Raw genomic sequence first — 4,420 nt, 5'->3', positions numbered from 1 at the left:
GCAAGACCTGGCTTGATCTTTGTCGACTGATTCTTATAGTCATAAGAAACGAGCGTTTCAAAGATATTCTGCGAGATACGGAATGATTCGCCGTCTGTAACCACAGCCGGGTCAAGCGATGTTGTGTCTGCACCGCGGCCAAAGACAAGCGTCTTGTTTGCGTCTGAATTGCTTGAAGAGCCGCTGCTGCCGCAACCGGTCAGCACAAGCGCAAGTGATAGAATGAGTGCAACTGCTGCGCTGTAATACTTCTTTTTCATTGTGATCCCCCTAATCTATATTTCTAAAACAAATCTTAAATATTGTACAGCTAATCTGACTATTTCACAAGAAAACAATGGAAATACTCGGAATTTGTAACCTTAGTTTTTCATCCGCGGATCGAGCGCATCGCGCAGCCCGTCGCCGATCAGGTTGAACCCAACGACGACAAGGACAATGGCAAGCCCCGGAAACAGTACGGTCCATGGCGCGTTCTGAATATATTCCCTTGAATCGGACAGCATCTTGCCCCATTCCGGAAGCGGCGCCTCGGCTCCCATTCCCAGAAACCCTAAACCAGCGGCATCGAGAATGGCAGTCGCAATGTTCAATGTTCCTTGTACAATAATCGGTGCAATACTGTTCGGAAGAATATGATGGAAAATGATGCGCATGTCGCCCATACCGATCGAGCGCGCAGCAACAACATACTCTTCCTCTTTTACCGTCAGCACGCGCGAACGCACAAGTCGGCCAAACACCGGTACGTTGACAATTGCGATCGCAACCAATGCATTATTAAGCGACGGTCCGAGAATAGCAACAATCGCAATCGAAAGCAGGATACTTGGGAAAGCGAGCAAAATATCAAAGAGACGCGAAATGATAACGTCCAGTACTTTCCCAAAATAGCCGGCCAGAATACCAAGCAGGGTTCCGACAACAATCGATCCGATCACCGAGAGAAATCCAACACGCAGCGAAAGACGTGCGCCAAATAAGATGCGACTGAAAATATCGCGGCCGAAATCATCCGTGCCGAACCAATGTGCTGCTGAGGGCGCCTGCAGTTTATTGCCTATATTTTGATCATTGATCCCTTGAGGCGCAATGAAATTGGCAAAAATGGCGAGAAGAATAAAGACAAGGATAATGCTTGTCCCAAACAAAGCCGGTTTGTTCTTGCGATAGGATTTCCAAAACTCGCGGATTGCGTTCACAAATGGGCTTCTTTCTTTAACTGCATGCGTTTCAACATGTACTTGAGCCGTTTGCGGCATTCTTGACACCTCCTTTTTCTCAATTCGTGTTTAAAGATTCGTTCCAATATCTTTGGCTTATTTGTACTTGATACGCGGATCAATGAGTCCATAAAGCAAATCGACAATAAAATTGACCATGACAAAAATGAAGGCAATAATCAAAATACCGGATTGGATCACCGGATAATCGCGGTACTGGATGGCGTTATAGATATACAAACCGACACCCGGCCAGCCAAAGATCGTTTCCGTCAAAATCGCACCGCCAAGCAGCAGTCCGGTCTGAAGTCCGATCACCGTTAAAATTGGAATAAACGCATTTTTTAACGCGTATTTGTACACGATCCAAACCATCCGCTGCCCTTTTGCCTTCGCGGTACGAATATAGTCGGATTTCAGCACTTCAAGCATGCTGGAGCGTGTCATTCGTGCGATGATTGCCGTTGGAATGGTTGCCAAGGCGATGGATGGCAAAATCATATGACGAATGACCATCCAGAACTGGTCCAGACGTCCACGCAGCAGAGTATCAATCAAATAAAGATTCGTGATTGGATCGACACCGTTACGGATATCGTCGCGGCCGATTGACGGCAGCCATCCCAATTCTATTGAGAAGCCCCATTGTTCGAGCAGCCCGAGCCAGAACACCGGCATCGACACACCGATAAGCGCTAGGATCATTGCCGTATAGTCGAACACCGAATTTTGTTTCCAGGCACTGATAATTCCGGCATTGATCCCAACAACAATCGCAATGATCATTGCGACAAACGACAGCTCTATCGTTGCAGCTAAATGCGGCCAAATCTCGCTAGCGATCGGCGAATGGGTCTGAATCGACGTTCCCAAATCTCCAGTCAAAATATCTTTCAAATAGGAAAAATATTGAACATACCAAGGATTATCCAGTCCCAATGACTGATTCAACTGTCGCACAGCTTCCGGTGATGCTTTTGTGCCGAGAATGGTCAGTGCCGGATTCCCCGGAATGGCGTGAATGATCGCAAAGACAATCAGTGTCATACCAAGCAGAACCGGAATCAGCATCAGCACGCGTTTCACGGAATAATAGAACATATGTATTCACCTCTCTTTGAGCAGCGGCAGCTGGTGCTGCTTGCGAAATTGCTGCTGCCTGGTTTAATCATATAAGTGGCAAGAAACCAGCCTGCCGTCTTCAAGCTTTTTCAAATGCGGCCGTTCTTTAGAACAGATATCCATTGCAAACGGGCAGCGGTCATGAAAACTGCAGCCTGCCGGTGGATGTGCAGGACTTGGGACATCGCCTTGCAGGATCATTCGCTCCGTTTGTACATTCGGATTCGGCACGGGAACAGAAGAGAGCAGCGCTTTTGTATACGGATGTTTCGGATCATCGTACAGCTGCTCACTCTCTGAGAGTTCAACCAGTTTGCCGAGATACATCACGCCAACCCGGTCGCTGATATGACGGACCACACTTAAATCATGAGCAATGAAAATGTAAGTTAAGTGAAACTTTTCCTGCAAGTCTTTAAGCAGATTCAACACTTGAGACTGTACCGAAACATCGAGCGCAGAAACCGGTTCATCGGCAATGATCACCTTAGGACGTACAGCGAGGGCACGCGCAATACCGATCCGCTGGCGCTGTCCGCCGCTGAACTGATGCGGATAGCGTTTTGCATGGTAACTGCTCAATCCGACAAGTTCCAGTAATTCTTCAACGCGTGCTTTGCGCTGCTTTCGATCTCCGATGTGATGCACAATCATGGGTTCTTCAATGATATGTTCAACAGTATGACGAGGATTCAGAGAAGCAAACGGATCCTGAAAAATCATCTGAATGTCTTTGCGCGCTTTTCGCATCTCTTTTTTTGAGAGATTCATAAGATCTCGATTTTGAAACACGATTTTTCCCTCTGTTGGCTCAATCAAGCGCATGATCATCCGACCGGTCGTCGACTTTCCGCACCCTGATTCGCCGACAATCCCTAGTGTTTCACCTTCGCGAACCGAAAAACTCACGCCGTCGACAGCACGGACGGTTTCGGATACTCGTCCAAATTTACCGCCAGTAATTGGGTAATATTTTTTGAGATTCTCAACGTGTAACAGCGATTCACTCATGTGCGGACTTCCTTTCTGCCTTGCTCCTGATGAAGAAAGCAACGTGATTTATGCGCGCCTCCGGATAATTCCGGGGTGTTTTCCCGACATTTATCCATAACAAATTCGCAGCGCGGCGCAAACAGACACCCTTTCGTGATAGATCCGGGCTTTGGCACACTGCCTTTTATGGTGTAGAGTCGTTCCTTTTTTCCGTGCAAATCAGGAATTGATTGAATCAATCCCTCCGTGTACGGATGTTGTGGATGGTTGAAGATATCCTTAACCGGACCTTCTTCAACAATTTTGCCCGCATACATCACGACGACTCGCTGACACATTTGCGCGACAACGCCTAAATCATGGGTGATCATAATGATCGCCGTGTTGGTTTCCTTATTCAGTTTGATCATCAAGTCAAGAATTTGCGCCTGAATCGTCACGTCCAGCGCCGTTGTCGGTTCATCAGCGATCAGAACTTTCGGATTACAGGACATAGCGATCGCGATCATCACACGCTGACGCATCCCTCCGGAAAGTTCATGAGGGTATTCTTTAAGCAATTCCTTTGCTCTTGGCAGACCGACACGTTTTAATAGTTCTACCGAACGATTCACAATCTCTTTTTTTGGTAAACGATGATTGTGTAATTTTATGGCTTCCTCGAGTTGTTCGCCAATTGTAAAAACGGGATTAAGCGAGGTCATCGGTTCTTGAAAGATCATCGCAATCTCGTTTCCACGCAGTTTTCTCATTTTTGATTCTTTCGCCTGACTGATGTCTTCACCTTGATAATAGATATGTCCTCCGACAATCTTTCCCGGAGGTGAGGGCAGCAGCCCCATGATAGAAAGCGAGGTCACACTTTTTCCGCAACCGGATTCGCCGACGATGCCAAGAATTTCTCCTTCTTTTACTTCGAAGTCAATTCCGCCGACTGCAGGAACCTCGCCATCATCTGTGAAAAAAGAGGTCTTCAATCCTTCAACCTTCAATACTGGGTCACTCATTTTTAACAATTCACCTCCTCATACTTGGCTATTATATCATCTTGTTCCATTCGTGTAATATCTTTTGACAAGAAA

Annotated in this window: 4 protein-coding genes and 1 pseudogene; all 5 read right to left on the bottom strand. The window is 46.8% G+C overall.

The annotated features are described in order from the left end of the window. A pseudogene (locus SIN01_RS14075) lies at window positions 1-260 on the bottom strand (ABC transporter substrate-binding protein); the annotation flags it as partial. A gap of 102 nt (window positions 261-362) precedes the next feature. Then, a complete protein-coding gene (locus SIN01_RS14070) occupies window positions 363-1,262 on the bottom strand; it encodes an ABC transporter permease (RefSeq protein ID WP_010026083.1) in 900 nt (299 codons plus the stop codon). Window positions 1,263-1,319: 57 nt separating this feature from the next. Then, window positions 1,320-2,324, bottom strand: a complete 1,005-nt coding sequence (locus tag SIN01_RS14065) for an ABC transporter permease (protein ID WP_010026084.1) — start codon at window positions 2,322-2,324, stop codon at window positions 1,320-1,322. Window positions 2,325-2,387: 63 nt separating this feature from the next. Further along, a complete protein-coding gene (locus SIN01_RS14060) occupies window positions 2,388-3,356 on the bottom strand; it encodes an ABC transporter ATP-binding protein (RefSeq protein WP_010026085.1) in 969 nt (322 codons plus the stop codon). Beyond that, window positions 3,353-4,345, bottom strand: a complete 993-nt coding sequence (locus SIN01_RS14055; protein WP_047035479.1) for an ABC transporter ATP-binding protein — start codon at window positions 4,343-4,345, stop codon at window positions 3,353-3,355. Before SIN01_RS14055 ends, SIN01_RS14060 begins: the two co-directional genes overlap by 4 nt. Between the last annotated feature and the right edge of the window lie 75 nt (window positions 4,346-4,420).

It is taken from the genome of Sporolactobacillus inulinus (assembly GCF_006539285.1).
Classification (GTDB): Bacteria; Bacillota; Bacilli; order Bacillales; family Sporolactobacillaceae; genus Sporolactobacillus; species Sporolactobacillus inulinus.
The sequence above is the reverse complement of the archived record's forward strand: the minus strand, read 5'-3'. Positions and strand labels throughout refer to the sequence as shown.